Source organism: Telluria sp. ZB4P37 (assembly GCF_059685855.1).
In genome coordinates, this window is record NZ_JCASID010000022.1 from 12,284 (window position 1) to 34,165 (window position 21,882).

The following is a 21,882-nucleotide window of genomic DNA, read 5'->3' on the forward strand; positions in this document are numbered from 1 at the left end:
GGCGCCCGCCGCGGCTGCCCGCGTGCCAGGCGGGCGGATAGCTGTTGGTCTCGCTGCCGGAACACGGCTCGCATATCGCCTGGGGCAGAGCGGGAAGGCAGGCTTCCCAGCGCTCGGCACGAGCAGGCAAGGCGAGTGAGCTACAAGGTTTCGGACAATTGGCGGCCATTGTAACCGATAAAACCGGCCAACGGACAATGCCACGGCGCCGTGCCGTGGCGGATTTGCCTTTTTTGCGTCTTTACGCTGCGGCGGACAGTTTTTCCGACAACATCGCCGACACCCCGACAAAGGCCGGGTAATCGGCCGTGATCACGTAGGTCGGGATCTGCGCCATGTAGCTTGAGAAGCGCCCGCGCTGCTCGAAGCGGCTGCGGAAGGATGAGTCGACGAAGCGCTGGCCCAGGCGCGGAACGATGCCCCCGCCGATGTACACCCCGCCCTGGGCGCCGAGGGTAATGGCCAGGTTGCCGGCGGCGGTGCCGAGCATGCCGCAGAAGGTTTCCAGGACCTGGTCGCAGAGCGCGCACTCGCCGCCGAGGGCGCGACGCGAGATTTCCGGGGCGCTCAGGCTCTCGCCGGGACGGCCGGCGCGATCAAGCAGCGCGCGGTAGATCAGTTCCACTCCGGCACCCGAGAGCAGGCGCTCGCTCGAGACGTGCTCGAACTCGCGCCAGGCGTATTGCAGGATGGCGACTTCCATCTCGTTGACGGGCGAAAAGCTCACGTGCCCGCCCTCGCTGCGCAGCGCGGTCCAGCCGGGCTTACCGTTGGTCGCCGGAATCAGGCCCGAGACGCCCAGGCCGGTGCCGGCGCCGAGCAGGCCGATGGCCGCATCCAGCTCGGGCGCGCCGCCGCCCACTTGCCGCTTCTGGCCACCCAGGTGCGGCAAGGAACGCGCCAGCGCGGAAAAGTCATTCACCACCAGCAGCGTATCGAAACCGCATTCCTGGCGCAGCGCCTCGATCGAGAAGGCCCAATGGTGGTTGGTCATGCGCACCTGGTCGCCGGCGACCGGATTGGCGATGGCAATCGCCGCATGGCGGATGCCGCCATGGAGCCCGGCGACCTGCGGCAGCGCCAGGTAGGCGCGCACAGCGTCGGCCAGCGTGGCGTGTTCGTTGCAGGACAACACTTCGATCGCCTCGAAACGGCCCGGTGCGCTCTCCAGCGCGAAACGGGCGTTGGTGCCACCGATGTCGGCGAGCAGGCGCGCGCCGCCGGCGTGGGCAGGCGTGAGGGAGGCAGGGCTGGAAGGGAAAGCGGTCATTGCAGCAAGTCAGGATGCGATGACCTGAGCTTACTAAACTTTGTAACGCAATTACAAGTTATTTCTGTAGTTTAGGTACATGTACGTAGCGTTCAGACCTCGTGTGCGGTGCAACATCGGAGCCGAAGAAGTAGTCGGACTACCTATCTAGCATGGCGCCGGGTTCACACCGGGCTCGTCCAGCGATCCGCCGTGGTGGGCATGCCAGGCCTCCAGCCCGCCGTGCAGGGGCCGCGCGCGGTGGAAGCCACTGGCCAGGAATTGCTGCGCCACCTCGGCCGCCGTCACATCGCCCGGGCAGCTGCAATAGACGACGATGTGGCGGTCCTTGTCGAGGGACGCCATCAGCTGGCCGGGCGCGCAGGAGTGGAACACCAGGGCGCCGGGGATCGCCGCTTCCAGGTCTTGCGCGGTGAGGCTGCGGGCGTCGACGATGAGCGGGTCATGGCCGCCGTCGATCAGGGCCTCGAGCTCGGCCATGCCGATGCGCGGCACGGCGACGCGCGCGCGGTGGCGGCGGCGCTCGACGAACTTGGCGCCGATGAACAGCGCCAGCAGTACGGCCAGCACCGACAAGGCCGTGCCGCCCATGGTTTCCAACAGTTCGAGCAGGCCCTCGACACTGTCGTGGAACAGCATGCCCAACACAATGCCGGTGCCGCTCCACAGAAGCGCACCGGTGACCGAAAAGGCGAGGAACTGGCGGGTGGGGGTGCCGATCGCGCCCGACAGGGGCGCCGCGATGGTATTGAAGCCGGGGACGAATTTCGACACCAGCAGCGACTTGACGCCGAAGCGGCGGAAGCGGTCTTCGGTCTGGTTGACGCAGGAATCGGGGGACAAGGATATCTTGCAGAGCAGCCGCAGGATGCGCTTGCCGTAGAAGCGCCCGGCGCGGAACCAGAACAGGTCGCAGATCAGGCAGGCCCCCATCGCGGCCAGCAGGCAGAGCACTCCGCTGAGCCTGGCGTCGGCCGACAGCGCGCCGGCCACGACCAGCACGGGAAAGGCAGGAATCGGCAGGCCGAACTGCTCGACAAGGACGATGCCGAACACAATCAGCACACCGTAGGTTTGGAGCAGGTCGACTAGGGAAGACATCGTACAAGTGTATCTGAAATTGTTTGGTGGGCGCGGCGCGCCGGTCGAAATCCCGCGAACTCGTAGCGTGGGGAAGTTTCTTGCCCACGCCACGAGTTACCAATCGGCGCCAAATGCGGCCATCGGCCCGTGATCACGCCCCCCGCGGAATCGCCGCCAGCAGCGCCCGCGTGTACTCGTGCTGGGGATCGCGGTACAAGTCGTCCGAATCGGCCATCTCGACCACGCTCCCCTGGTGCATCACCATGACCTGGTCGGCGATGTACTTCACCACCGACAGGTCGTGCGAAATGAAGATATAGCTCATCTTGTATTCGTCCTGCAGGTCCTGCAGCAAATTCAGGACCTGGGCCTGCACCGAGACGTCGAGCGCCGATACCGATTCGTCGCAGACCAGGATCTCCGGCTTCATGGTCAGGCAGCGCGCGATCGCGATGCGCTGGCGCTGGCCGCCGGAGAACTCATGCGGATAGCGGCCGAAAGCCTGTTCCGGCAGGCCGACGCGCTTCAGTAAGTCATACGCCATCGCCACGCGCTCGCCGTCATTGCCGCCGATGCGGTGGATACGCATCGGCTCGAGCAGGATCTGCCCCACCGTGAAGCGCGGATTGAGCGAGGCATACGGGTTCTGGAAGATGATCTGGATGCGCCGCTTGTAGCGTTGATAGTCGCGGTCGGACATCGACAGCAGGTCGCGCCCCTCGAACAGCGCGCTGCCGCCGGTGGCGCGGTGCAGGCGCAGCAGGGTCAAGCCGACCGTGGTCTTGCCCGAGCCGGATTCGCCCACCACGCCCAGGGTCTTGCCGCGCGCCAGCGTGAACGACACGTCCTGCACCGCCTTGAACTCGCGCTTTTTAAAGAACCCGTCGCGCAGGTAGAAGCTCTTGGCGAGGTTCCGGACCACCAGCAACGGCTCATCGCCGGGCGCGCTGCCGCGCGTGCGCTGCGGCAGGTCGTGCACTGCCACGCCGTCGCCGAGATAGTCGTCGATGACGGGCAGGCGCAGCGGGCGCTCGTCGAGCTTCGGTCGGCAGTGCAGCAGCGCGCGGGTATAAGTGTCGCGGGGCGCGCCGAACACCTGGGCCGCCGTGCCCTCCTCCCGCACTTCGCCATGGCGCATCACGATCACGCGGTCGGCGATTTCCCCCACCAGCCCGAGGTCGTGGGTAATGAAGAGCACCGACATCTGGTGCTTCTTTTGCAGCCCGGCGATCAGTTCCATGATCTGCTTCTGGATGGTCACATCGAGCGCCGTGGTGGGCTCGTCGGCGATCAGGAGCTTGGGCGCGCAGGCGATCGCCATCGCGATCATCACGCGCTGCTGCTGGCCGCCGGACATCTGGCCGGGATAGGCGTCGATTTTTGCCGACGGGTCGGGAATCCCGACCTCGGCCAGCAACGCCAAGGTGCGCGCGCGCGCCTGCCTGCCGCTCATGCCCATGTGCTGGCGCAGCACCTCGCCGATCTGGAAACCCACGGTGAACACCGGGTTGAGCGAGGACATCGGCTCCTGGAAGATCATCGCGATCTCCTTGCCGCACAATCTGCGCCGCTGGCCCGGCGGCAGCGCGAACAGTTCGCGGCCGTCGAATCGCACGCTCGATCCGGGATCGATGATGGTGGTTTCAATCGGCAGCAGGCCCATGACTGCCAGCGAGCTGACCGACTTGCCGCTGCCGGATTCGCCCACCAGCGCCACGGTGCTATTCCTCGGCACGTCGAACGAGATGCCCTTGACCGCTTCGGCGCTGTGCTTCTTGTCGATGCGGAAGGAGATGCGCAAGTCGCGTACCTGCAGCAGCATGTCGGGGTCAATATCGGTCATTTGAGTTTGGGGTCCAGTGCGTCGCGCAGCGCGTCGGCAAACAGCGAGAACGCCGTCACCAGCAGCGCCATCGCGCTGGCCGCCGCCGCCAGTTGCCACCACTTGCCCAGGATGAGTTCATTCTGGGCTTCGTTGAGCATGCTGCCCCAGGACACGGTGCCGACCGGCACCCCGAAGCCCAGGAACGACAGGATCACTTCGGCCTTGATGAAGCCGACCACCAGGATCGACATCTGCACCAGCGCCACGTGCGAGACGTTCGGCAGGATGTGGCTGAACATCCTGCGCCAGTTCGACGCCCCGATGGCATCGGCCGCCATGACGTATTCGCGCGCCTTGTGCTTGATGTATTCGGCGCGCATCAGGCGGTAGGGACCGGTCCAGCCGGTCAGGCCGAGGATCAGGACGATGGTCATGACGCCTTTTTGCTGCAGCACCGCGGCCACGGTCAGGATCATCAGGATCGAGGGAATCGAAGTGAAGATGCTGTAGAACCAGTTGAACAAATCGTCCACAATCCCGCCATAAAAACCCGAGAGCGCGCCGAACAGGGTGCCCAGCGCGACCGCCACCAGCGCCGCCACCAGGCCGACCACGATCGAGGTCTCGCCGCCCTTGATGGTCTTCTTGATGACGTCATGGCCCCATTTGTCGGCGCCAAAAGGCAGCGTCAAGGCCTTTGCGCGCGGCGGATGGGTGGCTGCCACCTTCGCCTTGAGTTCGGCCAGCTCGCCCGCCAGCGGGTCGAAGGCATTCGGCGGCGTCGCCCGCGGCAGCTGGGCCGCAGCGAGCGCGCGGGTGCCGGCGTCGGCACCGATGAAGGATGGCGGCGCGTAGTTCACGGCCACCTCGTCTTCCCAGTCGCCCGCGACCAGCCCCGCGCTCGAGAGCGCCAGCATCAGCAGGAAGCCTGCCACGACCGCCAGCGCGGCCATCGCGATGCGATCGGCGCGCAGGCGGCGCCAGGCCAGCGCCCACAGTCCGGGCGAAGTTCGCGCTGGAGCAAGGGGGTGGGTCGTCATCGCTTCGCTGCGCGTCATGTCAGGCGCACCCGTGGATCGACGGCCTGGTAGAGCAAGTCGGCCAGCAGGTTGAACACCATGGTCGCCGCGGCCACGTACACCGTGATCGCCTTGATCACCGGGAAGTCGCTGCGCTCGACGGCCAGGATGACTTCGCGCCCGATGCCGGGAATGCCGAAGAAGCGCTCGAGCAGGAAGGCGCCGATCAGCAGCGCCGGCAGGTTGGCCATGACGTGGGTGATGATCGGGATCGCCGCATTGCGCAGCACATGCACCCAGACGATACGCCGCTCGCTCAAGCCCTTGGCGCGCGCGGTGCGCACGTAATCCTGCCCCGCTTCGTCCAGCACGAAGCTGCGGTACAGGCGCAGGGTCGGCGCGATCGACACCGCCAGGCCGATGATGATCGGCAGCAGCGCATAGCGCAGCAGGTTCTCGCCAAGGCTGTTTCCCCAGCCCTGCACCGGGAACAGTCCCAGTTTGTAGGCGAATACATACTGGAACACGATGATGTAGACCAGGATCGAGACCGACATGCCGACCGTGCACGCGACCATCACGGCGCGGTCGGTCAGCGAGCCGCGCACGAACGCGATGGCGAGGGCCAGCGCAATGCCGAACAGGGTTTCCAGGATGGTCAGCGGCACCAGCACCGTGAGCGAAGGTCCCAGGCGGCTGGAAATGATTTGGGCCACCGGCTCGCCCGTGCTCCAGGCATTACCGAAGTCGAAGCTCACGATCTGCTGGATGAAGATCCACAGTTGGACGGGATACGGCTGGTCGGTGCCGAGCTGGCGCCGGATGTTTTCGATGGCGCCGGTGTCGGCCATCTTCCCGGCCAGCAGGTAAGCCGGATCGCCGCCGACCCAGTTGAACAGCACGAACACCAGCAGCACCACCCCAAGCATGGTGGGCAGCATCTGCCACAGCCGCCGCAGGATAAAACTCAGCATAGGAATTCTGAAATAGGTCGTGAAGATCGGCGCGTGTACGCGCCGCCGTGGCCGCCGAAGCAAGGCGGGCCGCTTGCCGCGGCCAGAGAGGCGTAACGATAGCGCATATTTCGCCGGGTTGACAGGTGGCGACCATGCTACATGACCATTCCGTTTTGTTTCCCACCCATAACGCCAAATCGATTTTTTGTAAATATATTTCGACAATAGTTGTATTTATAGCTTGTACCGACATTCCAATTGACAATGTATGTACCTCAATGTTTTTATTGCCATGCAGTAAAAGATGCCGTTTTTGTATTTTGGGCGGCAACGTGATCGAAGCATCTCTGCGGTCGTCGTCAAAAAAAGAGCCGCGGAGCTTACCTGGGAATTTTCGACATGATGGTGGAAACAGTAATATCTCGTTCGGTTCGATTGATGTTCGCCGGCGGCATGGCGTTTGCCGCGACCGCCTATGCGCAGGAAGCGCAACAGGCTCCGGCTACTGAAGGCCAGCAGCTGCAACGCGTGGAAGTGACCGGTTCGCGCATCGCGACCGCCAACCTGGAAAGCGTCAGCCCGGTGACCGTGATCGGCGCCAAGGACATCAAGTTGGAAGGCACGCGTTCGGTCGAAAACCTGCTGAACAACCTGCCCCAGGTGTTCGCTGACCAGGGTGGCTCGATCTCGAACGGCTCGTCCGGCACCGCAACGGTCAACCTGCGCAACTTCGGCGCCGACCGCACCCTGGTGCTGGTCAACGGCCGCCGCCTGCCGGCTGGCTCGCCACGCAATACCGCAGCCGACCTGAACCAGATTCCGGCAGCGCTGATCAAGCGTGTCGAAGTGCTGACCGGCGGCGCCTCGGCCATCTACGGCTCGGACGCGGTCGCAGGTGTCGTCAACTTCATCATGAACGACAGCTTCCAGGGCGTGCAACTGGAAACCAACTACGCGTTCTACAACCACCAGCAAAACGGCGGCATGGCTGCCGATGCTTCGCGCCGCCGCAACTTCCCGCTGCCTGACGACAAGGGCGCGGACGGCAAGATCAAGGATGCCAACCTGCTGCTGGGCGGCAACTTTGCGGGTGACCGCGGCAATGCTGTGGCATTCTTCGGCTACAAGAAAGAAGATGCCCTGCTGCAATCGGAGCGCGATTTCACCGCCTGCTCGCTGGGCGGCTTCAGCCGTGGAGACACCTTCAATTGCGGCGGTTCGGGCACCAGCTTCCCTGGCCGCTTCTTTACCGATGCCGGCCAGCGCACCGTCGCCGATGCGGCCGGCAATACACGCCCGTACGTGGCCGCCACCGACCAGTACAACTTCGGTCCGCTGAACTACTTCCGCCGCCCATCGGAGCGCTACACCTTCAGCAGCTTTGCCCGCTACGACATCAACGACCAGATGCGCCTGTACACCGAGGCGAGCTTCCACGACGACAGCACCGTCGCGCAAATCGCCCCGTCCGGCCTGTTCGGCTTCGATGCCTCGGGTTCGAATGCCATCCGTTTCGAGAACCCGTTCCTGTCGCCGGCCTGGCGCCGCGACCTCGGCCTGACCGGTCCAGGCACCACCGCCGACGCACTGATTTTCCGCCGCAACGTCGAAGGCGGCGGCCGCCAGGATGACCAGCGCCATACCTCCTACCGCGGCGTGATCGGCCTGAAGGGCGACGTCGGCAACTGGACTTATGACGCCTTCCTGCAGGCTGGCAAGGTGCTGTACTCGGAGACCTATTTCAACGACTTCTCGAACCAGCGCATCGGCCGCGCACTGAACGTCGTGCCTGGCCCCGGCGGTGTACCGACCTGCCAGAGCGTGATCGACGGCACCGACCCGAACTGCGTGCCTTACAACATCTGGAGGCTGGGCGGCGTGACGCCGGAAGCACTGAAATATCTGCAGACCCCGGGCTTCCAGAAGGGTAGCACTTCGCAGACCGTGCAAGGCGTCAACCTGTCGAGCGACTTGGGCGAATATGGCCTCAGGCTGCCGACCAGCAAGAACGGTATCGGCATTGCATTTGGTTGGGAACACCGTACCGAAAAGCTCGACCTGGCAACCGACACCGCCTTCGAAACCGGCGACCTCGCCGGCCAGGGCGGACCGACCCTGGGCGTGGCCGGCCAGTTCAGCGTGCGCGACTACTATGCCGAAGCCCGTATTCCGGTGCTCGAAAAGATGCCATTCGCAGAATCGCTGACCCTGAACGCGTCCTACCGCAAGTCGGACTACTCGACCGGCCAGAAGACCAGCTCGTATGGTGTCGGCGCCGAATGGTCGCCGATACAGGCCGCTAAACTGCGCTTCAGCTACCAGCGCGCCGCTCGCGCCGCCAACGTCGTCGAACTGTTCACCCCGCAAGGCCTGAGCCTGTTTGGCATGGCGTCCGACCCGTGCGCCGGCGCTACCCCGTCGGCCACTCTGGCCCAGTGCGCGCTGACCGGCGTGACCGCTGCCCAGTACGGCCGCATCGAAGACAGCCCGGCGCAGCAGTACAACCAGATCACCGGCGGCAACACCGGCCTGGCGCCCGAGGAATCGGATTCGTACACGCTCGGCCTGGTGCTGACCCCGATGCGCAACCTGAGCCTGACCATCGACGCGTTCGACATGAAGGTCAAAGGCACCATCGGAGGATTGCCGGCATCGACCACCCTGACCCAGTGTCTCCAGACCGGCGATCCGAAGTTCTGCGGCCTGATCCAGCGTGACCGCCTCGGCACCCTGTGGGCCCTGAATGCCGGCCGCATCGTCGCCACCAACCAGAACCTGGGCATGAGCTCGACCCGTGGTATCGACCTGGGCGCGAACTACGGCTACAAGATGGGTGGCTACGGCAGCCTGGACCTGTCCTACATCGGCACCTTCCTGGATGAGTTCAAGGCGGAAGACTTCCCAGGTTCGGGCGAGTACGACTGCGCCGGTCTGCACGGCACCACCTGCGGCACCCCGCTGCCGAAGTACCGCCACAAGATCCGCGCCGTGTGGGGTACTCCATGGCAGGGCCTGGAAGTTGGCGTGACCTGGCGCCACATCAACGCGGTCAAGCTCGACGCCACCAGCGACAATCCGCTGCTGAGCACCAGCTTCGAACGGGTCGACGCACGCCTGGCTTCGCGCGACTACCTGGACCTGGTGGGATCATGGACAATCAACAAGAACCTGACCCTGCGTGTTGGCGTGAACAACTCGCTGGACAAGGATCCGCCTCTGAGTGGCGTTACCGCGGCTGTGTTTGGCAACGGCAATACCTACCCACAGGTCTATGACGCCATGGGCCGTCACGTGTTCCTGAACCTGACCGCCAAGTTCTGATCCGGCGAGTCACATGAAAACGGCGCACTTCGGTGCGCCGTTTTTTTTTGGGGGTCTTGCTCGATCAGCAAGGCAGAGCGCATTCACCACTATTGTCGATACGTCGTTCCCGCGCAGGCGGGAGCCCAGTTCCTGCGCACGCCGATTATGTCGAACGCAGGCGCAACTCGCTGAACTTGGATTCCCGCTTTCGCGGAAATGACGTTGGTGGAGATTCGACGGATAAAGTACTGCGTACTTCGGGCCTTTCTCCCCCTCCTACTCCGTCCGCAGCCGGCGCGCCTTCACCGCCGCCGCCAGCCCCTCCAGCACGCCGATACTGGTCTCCCAGTCGATGCAGCCATCGGTCACCGATTGCCCATACACCAGCTCCTGGCCCGGCACCAGGTCCTGCCGTCCACCAACCAGGTGCGACTCGATCATCACGCCCACGATGCGGTCGTCGCCGGCCGCGATCTGGGCCGCGATGTCGGCGCATACCGGCACCTGGTTCTGCGGGTTCTTGCTGCTGTTGGCGTGCGAAGCGTCGATCATCAGGCGACTGGCCAGGCCGTTGGCCGCCAGCTGCTTGCAGGCATCCTCGACACTGGCCGCGTCATAGTTCGGCGCCTTGCCGCCGCGCAGGATGATGTGGCAGTCCTCGTTGCCGGCGGTCGAGACGATGGCCGAATGCCCGCCCTTGGTCACCGACAGGAAATGGTGCGGCTGCGAGGCCGCCTTCATTGCATCGGCCGCGATCTTGATGTTGCCGTCGGTACCGTTTTTGAAGCCGACCGGACAGGACAGGCCGGAAGCCAGCTCGCGGTGTACCTGCGACTCGGTGGTCCGCGCCCCGATGGCGCCCCAGCTGATCAAATCGGCGATGTACTGCGGACTGATCACGTCGAGGAATTCGGTGCCGGCCGGCAGGCCCAGCTCGTTGATGCTGCGCAGCAGCTCGCGCGCCATGCGCAGGCCGTCGTTGATGCGGAAGCTGTTGTCCATGTAGGGGTCGTTGATCATGCCCTTCCAGCCGACCGTGGTGCGCGGCTTTTCGAAATAGACGCGCATCACGATCTCGAGCTCGCCGGCCAGGCGCTGGCGCAGCGGCGCCAGCCGGCGCGCGTATTCAAGTGCGGCCTGCGGGTCGTGGATCGAGCAGGGCCCGACCACCACCATCACCCGGTCGTCCTGGCCGTGCAGGATGCGGTGCAGCGCCACGCGCGCGCCGGCCGCGGTCTGCTCGGCGGCCGGGGTCACCGGGAATTCGCGGATCAAGTGCGAGGGCGGCGTCAGTTCCTTCATTTCGCGGATGCGTAGATCGTCGGTGCGAGGCATGCTGTACTCCGTGTTGTGTGTCTGGGCTAAAAGCTGGGCTGAAAACAAAAAACCGCCATCGCTGGCGGTTTGTCTGGATTGTGTCGGACTGTTCTGATGTCGCGTGAACCTGCCGCTACTCCACCGCCAAGGGGCTGGAATGGCTAAAGTAAAAATAGCAGGTAAAGAAAACGTGCTGGCGCATGAGGATCCGGCTGGCCCGGTTGGCTAGGTCTGGTTTGACTATAACAATATAGCATGAAGATTGGCAAGCAACTTCGCCTGCCTTTTCGCCGCTGTTCCGCCGCCTCGGCACACCTGGTTTGGCAAGTGGTTGCGCCAATCCCACAGCTTTTTGCCCGCTTTCTTCACTCCTTGATTGAAATCAAACGCGCTCCAGCGGACGGTGCAAAAGTCGCTCCACGTCTGCTCGTCCTGCACACGACTTGTATTCTCACAAGAAAAGTCTTTGAGTCATTTGAGCGCACTCAAGGAGCCTGGACAGGCGCTGCGGTAATCCCCCAATCTCTGGAGTCCGGACATGATCGAAACCCTGCTCTCGCGCGCCGTGCGGCGCATCTTCGCCGGCGGCGGCGCCGTCGGCCTGGCGCTGCTGGCCGTGCCGTCCAGCCTGCTGGCGCAGGAGGCGCCGCCTCCGCCCGCGCAGGCTGCCCCCATCGCGCGCGTCGAGATCACCGGCTCCTCGATCCGGCGCCTGGCAGCGGAATCCTCGCTGCCGATCACCACGGTGCGCGCCGCCGACTTCGCCAAGCAGGGCCTGTCCACCGCACAGGAGGTGCTCAATTCGATCCCGATGAACCAGTCTTCCGAGGTAGGCTCGTCGGCGGTCGGCGCCGGCACCGGCGGGCGCTCCACCGCCGACCTGCGCGGCCTGGGCGGCGACAAGACGCTGGTGCTGCTCAACGGGCGCAGGCTGGCGAACCACCCTTATTTCGCCGATTCGGTCGACCTCAACATCATCCCGGTGGCGGCGCTCGAGCGCGTCGAGGTGCTGCGCGACGGCGCTTCTGCCATCTACGGCACCGATGCCATCGGCGGCGTGATCAACTTCATCACCAAGCGCTCGGTCCAGGGCGCCGCGCTCACCTTCGAAGGCTACGAGCCCTGGGCCAACGGCGGCGGCAGCGAGCAGCGCCTGAACCTGTCCGGCGGCTGGGGCGAGCTCGATCGTGATGGCTTCAGCGCCTGGGGCGTGATCGACTGGCACCAGCAATCCGCGCTGCGCGCCGACGAGCGCAGTTTCTCGGCCACCGGCATCCGTCCGGACCGCGGCATGTTCGAAGTCAGCGGCACCACCTTTCCGGCCAACTTCTTCTCCGACCTCGGGGTTACCGGCAACCCGCTCCACCCGGCCTGCCAGCCGCCGGCCTCGGTGCCGCTGCCGGACGAACCGCTGTGCGCCTTCGACTACACGCGCTTCGTCGACAATATTCCCCAGACGCGCCAGTTCAGTGCGATGGCCAAACTCAACAAGAAATTCGGCGCGCAAGTCGCCAGCCTCGAATTCGTGCACGGCCGCAGCACCAACGAGGCGCAGGTGGCGCCGCCGCCGCTGTCGAACATCGGGGTGATCATGAGCAGCGACAGCCCCTTCTATCCGGGCAACGGCCGGGTGCCGGCCTTCCCTGGCCTCACCGGCGAGCCGCTCGACATCTCCTGGCGGCCGTTGGAAACCGGGCGCCGCAACAACTTCGACGCCAGCATCACCGACCGCCTGCTGGCCAGCCTCGAGGGCAGCTTCGCCGGCTGGGACTACAACACCGGGATCTCGTATTCGCTGGGCCGGGCCAAGAGCATCTTCAACGGCGGCTATGTCATCGACCAACGCATCATCGACGGCGTCGGCGCCGGCATCCTGAACCCGTTCGGCGTGCAGGACCCGGCCGGAGCCGCCTACCTGAACAACTCGATCCTGTCTGGCGAATACCTGCACGCGCGCATCCACAGCGCCGCGGTCGACGCACGCGCCAGCCGCGACCTCATGACCCTGCCAGGCGGGCCGCTCGGCTTTGCCGTCGGCGCCGAATTCCGGCGCGACCGCGCCAAGTATTTCGTCAACCGCGACCTGGCCTCGCAGGCCTCCAGTTCGGGCTATGCCGACGCCCGCGACCAGGCCGGGGCGCGCAGCATCTGGGCCCTGTTCAGCGAAGTCAACGTCCCCGTCATCAAGGATCTCGAACTCAATTTCGCGGCGCGCTACGACCACTACAGCGACGTCGGCGGCAGCTTCAACCCCAAGGTGGCCTTGCGCTGGCAACCGACCAAACAGGTGCTGGTGCGCGGCTCATTCAACAAGGGCTTCCGCGCCCCTACGCTGTTCGACCTGTATGGGCCGCAATCCACTACCTTCAGCTCGGATACCTACGACGACCCGCTGCTCTGCCCGGGCGGCACGCCGGCACCCGGCGCCAACCCGAACGTGTCCTGCGGCCAACAGCAATACGTACGCCTGGGCGGCAATCCGGACCTGTCGCCGGAACGCTCGCGCACCTATAGCGCCGGCGTGGTGCTCGAGCCGGTCTCCAGCCTCACCCTATCGCTCGATTACTGGAACATCCGCCTGAAAGACCAGCTCAACTCGCTGGCCGAGCAGACCCTGTTCGGTAATTTCACGAAATACCGCGACCTGTTCGTCTACGACGCCAGCGGTACCAACCTGCTCTATGTGCTGGCCATTACCGACAACCTCGGCGAAGTGAAAACCCGGGGCCTGGACCTGTCGATCGCGTACCGCATGCCGCGCACGCGCTTCGGCAATTTCACGATCAACCTGGACGGCACATATGTCAACAAATACGATTACCAGAACGAGCCCGGCGGGCCGTTCACGGAGAACGCCGGCCGCTACGCCGACGAAGCCCCGGTCTTCCGCTGGCGCCACAACCTGCTGTTCTCGCTGAGCCGCGGGGACTGGACGGTCAACCTGGCCAACCGCTACATGTCGCATTACGCCGACCAGAATTCGGCCGTCGAGCCCGAATTCTTCAACACGGTGGGCCACTACTCGACCTGGTCGCTGTCGACTACCTACACCGGCAACAAGCGCGCCGAATTTACCGCCGGCATCAAGAACCTGTTCGACAAGGAGCCCCCGTTTACGAACCAGCTCACCAACTTCCAGCTGGGCTACGACCCGCGCTATACCGACCCGCTGGGCCTGACGGTGTACGCGCGGGTGACGTACAAGTTCAATTAGCCACGGAGCGAGGACGGGCCAGGGTAGAAAAGCCGTAGGTAGAAACTGGCATTGTTGTGCTAAAGACCGTCGCCCCGGCGAAGGCCGGGGGCCAAATTTCGCAGCATTCCGTTAGCCCAGGACGATGAACAAAAAAAAGCCGACCTCAGGCCAGCTTTTGCTTTGATGGGGCCTCGCCTCAGCCTGTCCCACCCACGGTCACGCCATCGATCCGCAGCGTCGGCTGCCCGACGCCCACCGGCACGCTCTGGCCTTCCTTGCCGCATACGCCCACGCCCGAATCCAGGCGCATGTCGTTGCCGATCATCGAGATGTTGTTCATCACTTCCGGGCCATTGCCGATCAGGGTCGCGCCCTTGACCGGATAGCTGATCTTGCCGTTCTCGATCATGTAGGCCTCGCTGGCCGAGAACACGAACTTGCCGTTGGTGATGTCGACCTGGCCGCCGCCGAAATTGACCGCATACAGGCCGTTCTTCACCGAAGCCAGGATTTCTTCCGGATCCTTGTCGCCGGCCAGCATGTAGGTATTGGTCATGCGCGGCATCGGCAGGTGGGCAAAGGACTCGCGGCGCGCATTGCCGGTCACCGGCATCTTCATCAGGCGCGCATTCATCGTGTCCTGGATATAGCCCTTCAGGATGCCGTCCTCGATCAGCGTGGTGCACTGGGTGGGATTGCCTTCGTCGTCCATGTTCAGCGAACCGCGGCGGTCCTGCAGGGTGCCGTCATCGACCACGGTCACGCCCTTGGCCGCGACGCGCTCGCCGATGCGGCCGGCGTAGGCCGACGAGCCCTTGCGGTTGAAGTCGCCCTCCAGGCCGTGGCCCACCGCCTCGTGCAGCAGCACGCCAGGCCAGCCCGGGCCGAGCACGATCGTCATCGGACCGGCCGGCGCCGGGCGCGCTTCCAGGTTGACGCAGGCCGACTTCACCGCTTCGGTCGCATACTGGTCGAGCAATTCGTCGCTGAAATAACCGTAGTCGTAGCGCCCGCCGCCGCCGGACGAACCGACTTCGCGCCGGCCGTTCTGCTCGGCGATGACGGTCACCGACACGCGCACCAGCGGGCGGATATCCGCCGCCAGCACGCCATCGCTACGCACCACCAGTACCACGTCGTACTCGCCGGCCAGGCCCGCCATCACCTGCACCACGCGCGGATCCTTGGCGCGCGCCATCTTTTCGACACGCTCGAGCAGCTTCACTTTGGCGGTCGCATCGAGCGACGCCAGCGGATCATGCGGCAGGTAGAGCGAGCGGCCGCCGGTCGGGCGCGCCGCGGTGGCGATCTTGATCTTGCCGGAACCGGCGCGGGCGATCGTGCGGGTCGCCGCCGCCGCATCGAGCAGCGCCGCTTCGGAAATGTCGTCCGAATACGAGAAGGCCGTGCGATCGCCGGAAATGGCGCGCACGCCGACACCCTGGTCGATCGAGAAGCTGCCGGTCTTGACGATGCCCTCTTCCAGGCTCCAGCCCTCGCTCTTGGTGAACTGGAAATACAGGTCGGCGTAATCGACCTTGTGCGTGAACATCGACCCCAGCGCGCTCAGCAGCTTGCCCTCGTCGAGGCCGAATGGCGTCAGCAGCACGTCGCGCGCGACCGCCAGGGAGGTAAGGTTCGGTTCGAATGGTTTCATTTTGCGTTCGGTGTTCGTATGGAGAGGCCATTGTGCCATATCCGGACGCGGCGTACCCGGACACGCAGCATGGGGCAAGCGCAGCTTGCGCGCACCCCGGAACCGCTGAAAACAGCCTGCCAGCCGGCTGGACGCGCGATTCATCCAGGACACATTGCACGTCGCTTGTAGTAGTGGCAACATGGCCAGGCCATCCCAACGGAGCTCCCGCCATGTCCCTGCTTTCCAGATTCTTCGCAGCCTCGGCCCTGCTGCTGACCGCGATGACGGCGCAGGCGGCTGCACCGCCCCCGCGCGTCGTCATCCTCGACATGTGTGTTGCCGAGCAGGAGCCGGAGCAGATCAAAGCGGCACTGACCTCGCCGCTGGAGAAACTGGTGAGGAAACTCCCCGGCGTGGCCAGCTTCAAGACAGTGACGGGCCACGGCGCTGCTCAGTTCGAAATCCACTTCAAGGGCGGCGCGACCGAGGACGACCTTGCCAGCGTGGTACAGGAGGTCGAACGCAGCGACGCCCACCGTGCAAGCCAGGTCCTGTCCCGCTCAGCCCGGCTCGATAGCCCGCGCCCGGACGAGTTGCTCTTCGTTGGCAGCCTGAGCTGTTTGAGGAAGAACCGCTGAGCGCGCGGCTGCCGGTTCGCGGCAGCGCTAATTAGGGTCAGAGTCGAATTATTGACCAAGATCCTCGAATCAATTGCTGCTGACTACGAAAGATGGCTCAAGGTCAGTTGATGCCAAGCTCTTGGCAAATAATTCAACTCTGACCCTAATTATTTTGGCCTTTGAGAGCAGCACGACGGCGTTTAGCACCGTCCAGGACAGCAGAGTGCCGAGATTCGTTTCCAGGGAGATGCGACGAAAGACGACCGCACTGGCGTGGAGCCGCCACTGGAGCGCAGCGAGGGCGCCAATTAATTAGGGTCAGAGTCGAATTATTGACCAAGGGCCCAGGATCATTTGGCGCTGCTTACGAAAGCTGGCGCCAGCTCAGTTGATACAAAGCTCATGGCAAATAATTCGACTCTGACCCCAATTATTTTCTCCCTGGAGGAAGGCAAGAAGGAACCGCGCCAGATCGGGCTGGATACAGCAACTCAGCTACAGCTTGCGATGCTTCAGCGCCGGCAAGCTCTCGCGCACGCCGGCCAGGAAGGCGGCGTCGAGCTCGCCGCTGACCACGCCCTCGCCTTCGCGCAGCACGGCCTTCACTTCGCCCCAGGGATCGACCAGCATGCTGTGGCCGAAGGTGCGGCGGCCGTTGGCATGCAGGCCGCCCTGGGCCGAGGCCAGCACGTAGCACTGGTTCTCGATCGCGCGGGCGCGCAGCAGCACTTCCCAGTGCGCCAGGCCGGTGGTGTGGGTGAAGGCGGCGGGAACCACGATCAGGGCGCATTCGCCCATCGCGCGGTAGAGCTCGGGGAAGCGCAGGTCGTAGCAGACCGACAGGCCGACCCGGCCGAACGGCGCATCGAAGGCCCCGATGCTTTCCCCCGGCACGATGGTGCGCGCCTCGTCATAGGATTCGCTGCCCTTGTTGAAGCCGAACAGGTGGATCTTGTCGTAGCGGCTAACCGCCTGCCCCTGCGGGTCGTAGACCAGCGTGGTGTTGAGCACCTTGCCGGCATCCATCGACACCAGCGGCAGCGTGCCGCCCACCAGCCAGATGCCGTGCTCGCGCGCCAGGGCCGCCATGCAGTCCTGGATCGGGCCGGCGCCCTGCTGTTCGGCGTGCGCCACCTTGTCGCGGTCGCTCATGCCCATGATCGGCCAGTATTCCGGCAGCACGACAAAGCTTGCGCCCTCGCCGGCCGCCTGCGCCACCAGGCGGCGCGCGGTGGCCAGGTTCTCGCCCACCTCCGGGGTGGACACCATCTGGACTGCGGCAACCTTGGTCACATTCATACCTGTCATGTCACTCCTTCCTGGCGTTGGCGCGCGCGGCGGCAGGCACCGGCGGCGGGTTGTCGAGCTTGGTGATGACCGGGGATTTCCACGGTCCCGAAATCTGCATCTGGTAGGTCAGCGCCTTCATCATCGGCGCGCGCAGGAAGAGCTGGGCCAGGAAACCGCCCAGGCCGATCACCGGGTTCACCGCCAGGCCATAGACCAGCGGCCCGGTGCCGAGGTTGAATTCCGGGATCACGACCACGCGCAAATTGGTGGTTTCGTTGGCGATGTCGGCCGTGCCGTCCATCAGGATGGTCGCCGCCACCCCGTGCATCTTGAGGTTGTCGGTGCGCAGCACGCCGCGCTGGATCATGGCATTGGCGCTGATGCCATCGAAGGCCAGGCCTTGCGAGAACACGTCGTGGAAGTCGAGCTTGAGCAGGCGCGGCAGCGCTTGCAGGCTCAGCACGCCCAGCAGCTTGGCCGCGCCCGGGTCCTGCTTCAGGAACTGGCCGGATTCGACGTTCAGCTCGACCTGGCCCGACAGGCTCGGGATGTCCATCGCATACGGCAGCCCGCTCCACGAGATATCGCCGGACAGCGTGCCCTTGCCGCGGCGCAGGGTTTCAGGGAAGCCCAGCCGGTCGAGCAGCTTGCCGGCATCGAGGATGTCGAGCATGAAATTCAGGCCGGTATTGCTCTTGCCGTCCTTGGTCAGCCAGCGTCCGTTGGCCTTGAGCTGGCCGTCCGGGCTCTGGAGGGTGAGCCTGTCTATGCGCCATTCACGCCCGGCCAGCGCTTGCACGTTGCTGGCTTGCAGTTCGAGGCGGCCGAGCCGCTTGTCGAACAGCTGGAAGTTCTCGGCCACGATGTCGAGCGAAGGGATGGTCGCGCTCGCGCCGTGGTGCGATTCGAGCAGGTTCTTCACCTCCGCTTCGTCGGACTCCGGGATCACGAGCGAGGCCAGGCGCGCCGTCACCTTTCCCAGGCCCTGCCCGCTGCCGGACTCGGCCCAGGTCACGTAGCCGCTGACCTGGCGCGAATTCAGGTTGGCCTGCCAGGTGTCCTTCAGGTGGGTCGCGCCCAGCACCACGTCGGCCAGGCGGCGCTCGCCCACCGTCAGCTCGGACACGCGGCCCGCGATCACGTCCGGCACAACGTATTGCGCGAACTCGCCGCCGCTTGACGCCGCCGCGCCGGCCGCCTCGTTCCCGGTGCCGGCAATCGCCTTGCCGGCGGCGATCCAGCCGTCCACATTCAGGGCGCGCATGTTCACATGGATCATGGTGCCGCTGTCCGGCTCCGGCGCCGGCACGTTCACGCCGATTCCGCCGCGCTGCACCACCCACGGGCCGCGCCCCTGCTTTTCGCGCAGGTAGCGCGCCGCCAGGTCGTCGCCCAGCGCTACCCGGATCTCGTCGCGCGCGACGCCGTTGACGGTCGGCTCGCCGGCCAGGGTAAAGCGCAGCGGCAGGGCGTTGGCCTGCGGCTTGTTCAAGGGCGCCGGCAGTTCCATGCCCAGGCCCGCCAGGTTCGATTCGAGCGTCACGGTGCGGCGGCCTTCGCGCACCACCACCGCGCCGGTGTAGGGCGTGCTGCCCGACAGGCGCGCCCCCAGGCGCTGCAGGGCCGGGGCGGGCGCGGTGCGGCGCATGCCGTCGGCCGACAAGGTGCCGCCCAGGCGGATCGCGATGCTGCCATCCTTCTGGGTGCCGCCGGACAACGCCAGCGGCCCGCCCAGGAAGCTCGTGCCCACGCCATTGAGGTTGACGCCGCGCTCCCAGAAGTCGATCCGGCCCAGCGCCGCCTGCAGGGGCGGCAGTTCCGGGAACAGGCTGATGTCGTTGCCCAGCAGTTGCAGGCTGCCCACGGCCTTGGTCTCCGGCAGGTGGGCCAGCGGCATGCGCAGCGACAGTCCCAGGCGCGCATTGCCGCCGGCATGGGTGTCGTCGGTGAAGTGGCCGATCCAGCCTGGCACCGGGCTGGCCGCCACATAATTCAGGAATTCCTGCAGCGGGCCGCTGGCACTGCCGTCGATCTCCAGCACCATGAGGTCGTGCGCACCGAGGTCGGGGATGACCGCCTTCACGTTCGACATCGCCACGCCCATCGTGCGCAGGCTGTCGCCGCGGATTTCCATGCGGGCGCGGTCGAACTCGATGCGGCCGTTGATGTGTTCGGCCAGCGGCCATAGCGGCGTGCCGTCCGGGTGGCGGTGGCCCGGCGCATATTCGAGGCGCGCATCCTCGAGGCGGCCGGCGGCGCGGAATTCGCCGCGCGCGCGTTCCAATGCGTTGTTGGCGCGGAAGGGGAACCCGGCCAGGTCGCCGCGCAGGCGCAGCGTCGCGTCGCGCAAGCTGCCGCCCTGCAGCGCGCCGGTCAGCCAGCCGCGCAGGCCTTCGGGCGTGGCCAGTGGCAGGAAGCGCCCGACCTGGCCGATCGCGAAACCGTCGAACTTGCCAGTGAAATCGGCGACGCCGGGACCACGGCCGGCCTGCAGCGGCAGCGCGTGGCGCCCGGACAGCTGGCCATTGAAGGCGCCCTGCGCGAACTGCAGGTTCTCCACTTCGACCAGCAGCTGCTGTCCCGGGTCATAGGTCCAGCGCGCCTTCAGCGCCAGCCGGTCGAGCGGCATCATCGGTTCAGCGAACCAGGCCGGCAGCAGCAGGACCGCGGCCTGCGAATCGACCGTCACGCTGCCGCTGCGCTCGCTGGCATCGATGCGGCCGCTCAGGTTCTGGAAGCCGGGCGTGGCCGGGCGCGCCGGCAACGCAGGCTGGCCGGCGCGCGCCGGCTGGGCCGGCCGCGCCGGGCGCGCATTGACTGCCAGGCCGGCCACGTCGCCGCGCACCCGGAACGAGCGCAGCGCCGGATAACCCCCTTCCCACTGGGCCGACAGGTCGAGCAGGCGCCCGCGCGGCGCATAATCGGCCAGCATCTGGCGCTGCTGCGGCGGCAGCGGCAAATAGCCGGCCAGGGCCGACAGGGCGCCGATGTCGAGCTGGCGCGCTTTCAGCTCACCCTGCTCGGGGCGGCCGGGACGGGCCGGGCGCCAGCTCTGCTCGAGCGTGGCCGGCGGCAGCGTGTGGCCATTGCGGGTGGTCACCGAGAAACCAGTCAGGCTGACCGTGTGGCCGTGGGCGCCGAAGGTCGGCTTGCCGTCCTCTTTACCCGGCAGCATTTCTTCGCGCGCGGCGAGGCGGCCGCGCACCCGCGCCAGTTCCAGCGGCGCCAGGCTTGTCCCCAGGCGGGCATTGACCTCGGCCAGCGCCAGGTCGGCGGTGAAACCGGCCATCCGGGCCTGGTCGACATTGAGCCAGGCGCGCACCGAGCCGCGCCCGCTGGCCAGCTGGAAAGGCAGGTCCACGTGACGCTTCCAGGCCGCCAGGTCGGCGTCGCGCAGGTCGGCGTACAGCTCGCCCTTCCAGCGCTTGACGTCCGAGGGACGCGCGCCGAAGCGGTGGCGGAAGCGCGCCCGCAGGTCGAGCGGGCGGCCGAGCGCGCGCGGCGGCGTGGCGCGCAGGGCGAACCGGTGGCCGCCGCCGAAGCGGTTGAGCAGGGCCATGGTGACCTCGGTCAGGGCCAGGGTCGGGCGGCCGCGCAGCTCGTCGGTCCAGTCGACCCGGCCGTCGCGGATCACGATCTCGCGCTGGCGCAGCAGCCAGTCGGCGCCGCGGCCATCGTCTTTCTTGTTGGGGTCGAGCCGCACGCCCGCCACCGTCAGCACGCCGTCCAGGCCGCGCCGTACGTCCAGCTGCGGGCGGTGCACCTCGAGCGCATGCAGGCGCGGCTCGAAGGCGACCAGGCTCCACCACGAGAGCGTAGCTGAGACCTCGGGCAGCGCCAGCGCCTGGCGCCCGCGCGCATCGATCAGGCGCACGTCGCCCAGGCGCAGGGCCGGATGGATGCCCTGCCACGAGGCCGACAGCTGCGAGATCGTGACCCGGTTGCCGAGCGCACGCCCGGCGGCCGCTTCGATGTCGCCTTTGTATAGGCCGATATTGGGGAGGATGGCGTAGCGCAGCACCAGGAACAGCACGGCGAGCGCGAAATAGATGAACAGCACCAGCTTGATGGTGAAACCGAGGACGTGGTGCGAGGCCAGGTTCGCATAGCGATAGGCCGTGCGAAGGCGCCGCCAGCGCACGGCCAGCGGCAGGTGCCCGCCCTGTGCGTGCGCCGCCTGCGGTTCCGGATTGTCCATCAAGGTACTCAACAAAGGCCGCCGTAAATTAAAACTTTGATAACAGATCGCTTGCAAGGGTTGCGGCGTCTACCTTACCATCATGCTAACCGGGGCAGCACGGCGGGCAATTCTACCGCACGAACGCCTGCCGGACGGCAAAACCGGACGCCAACACGCCCAATGG

General features: G+C 65.8%; 12 protein-coding genes. 3 read left to right on the forward strand and 9 right to left on the reverse strand.

The annotated features are described in order from the left end of the window. Positions 1 to 241 precede the first annotated feature (241 nt). From AC56K1_RS21975 to AC56K1_RS21995, 5 genes are all read right to left on the reverse strand, one after another. The gene (locus AC56K1_RS21975; protein ID WP_497159907.1) at positions 242 to 1,270 is read right to left on the reverse strand and encodes a glucokinase; all 1,029 of its coding nucleotides are present in this window, start codon (positions 1,268 to 1,270) and stop codon (positions 242 to 244) included. A 147-nt stretch (positions 1,271 to 1,417) separates the two neighbouring features. Beyond that, positions 1,418 to 2,371: a VTT domain-containing protein gene (locus AC56K1_RS21980; protein WP_497159908.1), complete on the reverse strand. Its 954-nt coding sequence runs from the start codon at positions 2,369 to 2,371 to the stop codon at positions 1,418 to 1,420. A 133-nt stretch (positions 2,372 to 2,504) separates the two neighbouring features. After that, positions 2,505 to 4,196, reverse strand: coding sequence for an ABC transporter ATP-binding protein (locus AC56K1_RS21985; RefSeq protein ID WP_497159909.1), 1,692 nt, complete (start codon positions 4,194 to 4,196; stop codon positions 2,505 to 2,507). Then, the gene (locus AC56K1_RS21990) at positions 4,193 to 5,218 is read right to left on the reverse strand and encodes an ABC transporter permease (protein WP_497159910.1); all 1,026 of its coding nucleotides are present in this window, start codon (positions 5,216 to 5,218) and stop codon (positions 4,193 to 4,195) included. Before AC56K1_RS21990 ends, AC56K1_RS21985 begins: the two co-directional genes overlap by 4 nt. A gap of 14 nt (positions 5,219 to 5,232) precedes the next feature. After that, on the reverse strand, positions 5,233 to 6,171 hold the full coding sequence (locus AC56K1_RS21995; RefSeq protein ID WP_497159911.1) for an ABC transporter permease: 939 nt from the start codon (positions 6,169 to 6,171) through the stop codon (positions 5,233 to 5,235). Positions 6,172 to 6,552: 381 nt separating this feature from the next. Here AC56K1_RS21995 and AC56K1_RS22000 point away from each other — a divergent pair, with 381 nt between their 5' ends. Further along, complete coding sequence (locus AC56K1_RS22000; RefSeq protein ID WP_497159912.1) at positions 6,553 to 9,474, forward strand: TonB-dependent receptor domain-containing protein; 2,922 nt, start codon at positions 6,553 to 6,555, stop codon at positions 9,472 to 9,474. Between the two features lie 258 nt (positions 9,475 to 9,732). Here the strand turns inward: AC56K1_RS22000 and aroG are convergent, their stop codons facing one another. After that, complete coding sequence (aroG, locus tag AC56K1_RS22005) at positions 9,733 to 10,791, reverse strand: 3-deoxy-7-phosphoheptulonate synthase AroG (RefSeq protein ID WP_497159913.1); 1,059 nt, start codon at positions 10,789 to 10,791, stop codon at positions 9,733 to 9,735. Positions 10,792 to 11,311: 520 nt separating this feature from the next. Between aroG and AC56K1_RS22010 the strand changes: the two genes are divergently transcribed. Beyond that, complete coding sequence (locus AC56K1_RS22010; protein WP_497159914.1) at positions 11,312 to 13,987, forward strand: TonB-dependent receptor; 2,676 nt, start codon at positions 11,312 to 11,314, stop codon at positions 13,985 to 13,987. A 178-nt stretch (positions 13,988 to 14,165) separates the two neighbouring features. Here AC56K1_RS22010 and tldD read toward each other — a convergent pair whose 3' ends face one another. Further along, positions 14,166 to 15,626 (reverse strand): metalloprotease TldD, encoded by a 1,461-nt coding sequence (gene tldD, locus AC56K1_RS22015; RefSeq protein ID WP_497159915.1) that lies wholly within the window; start codon positions 15,624 to 15,626, stop codon positions 14,166 to 14,168. 212 nt (positions 15,627 to 15,838) lie between these two features. Here tldD and AC56K1_RS22020 point away from each other — a divergent pair, with 212 nt between their 5' ends. After that, positions 15,839 to 16,246, forward strand: a complete 408-nt coding sequence (locus tag AC56K1_RS22020; protein ID WP_497159916.1) for a hypothetical protein — start codon at positions 15,839 to 15,841, stop codon at positions 16,244 to 16,246. A 477-nt stretch (positions 16,247 to 16,723) separates the two neighbouring features. On the opposite strand, the gene AC56K1_RS22025 is transcribed toward AC56K1_RS22020, so the two are convergent. Then, positions 16,724 to 17,536, reverse strand: a complete 813-nt coding sequence (locus tag AC56K1_RS22025; RefSeq protein ID WP_497159917.1) for a carbon-nitrogen hydrolase family protein — start codon at positions 17,534 to 17,536, stop codon at positions 16,724 to 16,726. 1 nt (position 17,537) lies between these two features. Further along, the gene (locus AC56K1_RS22030; RefSeq protein WP_497159918.1) at positions 17,538 to 21,716 is read right to left on the reverse strand and encodes a YhdP family protein; all 4,179 of its coding nucleotides are present in this window, start codon (positions 21,714 to 21,716) and stop codon (positions 17,538 to 17,540) included. Positions 21,717 to 21,882: the final 166 nt, after the last annotated feature.